Source organism: Bradyrhizobium sp. UNPF46 (assembly GCF_006658625.1).
GTDB classification, from domain to species: domain Bacteria; phylum Pseudomonadota; class Alphaproteobacteria; order Rhizobiales; family Xanthobacteraceae; genus Bradyrhizobium; species Bradyrhizobium nitroreducens.
The window spans coordinates 1-1,796 of the sequence record NZ_LFJB01000145.1; the positions used below are offsets into that span (position 1 = coordinate 1).

Sequence of the window (1,796 nt, forward strand, 5' to 3'; positions counted from 1 at the left end):
AACACCGATTACGTGCCGCGCAAGGAGCCGGCGAGCTGGACCTCCGGCGGCAAGGTGGTGAAGGTCGACCGCGTCGAATGGATCACCATGCCGGACTCGCAGACCGCGGTGAACGCGCTGCAGTCGGGCGACATCGACTTCATGGAGAACCTGCCGTACGACATGATGCCGGTGCTGGAAACGAACAAGGAACTCACCATCGAGGTCCTGAACAAGTTCGGCTATCAGACGCTCGGCCGGATGAACTTCCTTTATCCGCCGTTTGACAACGTGAAGGTGCGACGTGCTGCCTTGCTGGCCATGAACCAGAAGGACGTGCTCGACGCGCTGGTCGGCAATCCCAAGTATCAGAAGATCTGCGGCGCGTTCTTCATCTGCGATACGCCCTTTGCGACCGAGGTCGGCGCCGAGACGCTGACGAAGGGCAATGGCATGGCCGAAGCCAAGAAGGCGCTGGCTGAGTCCGGCTATGACGGCACCCCGATCGTGATCATGGCGCCCGGCGACGTCACGACGCTCAAGGCGCAACCGATCGTTGCCGCCCAGCTGCTGCGTGAGGCCGGCTTCAAGGTCGACCTGCAGGCGACCGACTGGCAGACGGTGGTGAGCCGCCGCGCCAGCCAGAAGCCTCCGAAGGAGGGCGGCTGGAACATGTTCTTCACCAACTGGGTCGCGCCCGACGTGTCGAACCCGATCGCCAATCTCTCGATCGGCGGCCAGGGCAAGAAGGGCGGCTGGTTCGGCTGGGCAGACGATCCCAAGATCGAGCAGCTCAAGGACGCCTTCGTCCGCGCGCCCTCGCTCGACGAGCAGAAGAAGATCGCCGCCGACATCCAGAAGGAAGCCTATGAGCAGGTGATCTATATCCCGCTCGGGCAGTACCAGACGCCGAGCGGCTGGCGCAAATCGCTGGCCGGCGTGCTCGACGGCCCGGCGACGCCGCTGTTCTGGAACGTCGACAAGTCGGAGTAAGACCAATCGTCACAAGGAAGGCGCCTCGCGCGCCTTCCACGCCAAACCATACGCGGCGCCGTCGTCACCGGCGGCGCCGCCCGCCAGCCGGTCGCCAGGAGAACGTCAATGTTCCAATTCATGCGTCGGGGGCGTCTCGCGTTCGCCTCCAAACTCGCGCTTTCGGCCGTGGCGCTTTCGGCACTGGCCTCGCCGGTTCTTGCCGCAGGCAAGACCATCAGCGCGGTGATGCATTCGGATCTGCGGATCCTCGATCCGATCTTCACCACGGCCTACATCACACGTGACCACGGCTACATGGTCTACGACACACTCATCGCGACCGATTCGAATTTCAAGGTCCAGCCGCAGATGGCGGACTGGACAATCTCCGACGACAAGCTGACCTACACCTTCACCCTGCGCGACGGGCTGAAGTGGCATGACGGCGCGCCGGTGACGGCGGAAGACTGCGTCGCTTCGCTGAAGCGCTGGGCGGCCGTCGACGGCATGGGCCAGAAGCTCATGGATTTCACCGCGAGCATCGAGGCGACCGACCCCAAAACCATCACGCTGAAGCTGAAGGAGCCTTACGCGCTGGTGCTGGAATCGATTGGCAAGCCGTCCTCGCGTGTTGCTTTCATGATGCCGAAGCGTCTCGCCGAGACGCCCGTGGACAAGCAGATTCCCGAGCAGATCGGCTCAGGTCCCTTCAAGTTCGTGGCGTCGGAATTCCAGCCCGGCGTCAAGGCGATCTATGTCAAGAACACCGATTACGTGCCGCGCAAGGAGCCGGCGAGCTGGACCTCCGGCGGCAAGGTGGTGAAGGTCGACCGCGTCGAATG

The 1,796-nt window shown here is 63.4% G+C and carries 2 protein-coding genes; both read left to right on the forward strand.

Annotated features, from left to right (window positions below):
* Positions 1–972, forward strand: a 972-nt coding sequence (locus UNPF46_RS37215) for an ABC transporter substrate-binding protein (protein WP_246668819.1), incomplete at its 5' end; no start/stop codon positions are given.
* Positions 973–1,080: 108 nt separating this feature from the next.
* The coding region (locus tag UNPF46_RS37220; RefSeq protein ID WP_246668820.1) for an ABC transporter substrate-binding protein at positions 1,081–1,796 on the forward strand (716 nt) is incomplete at its 3' end.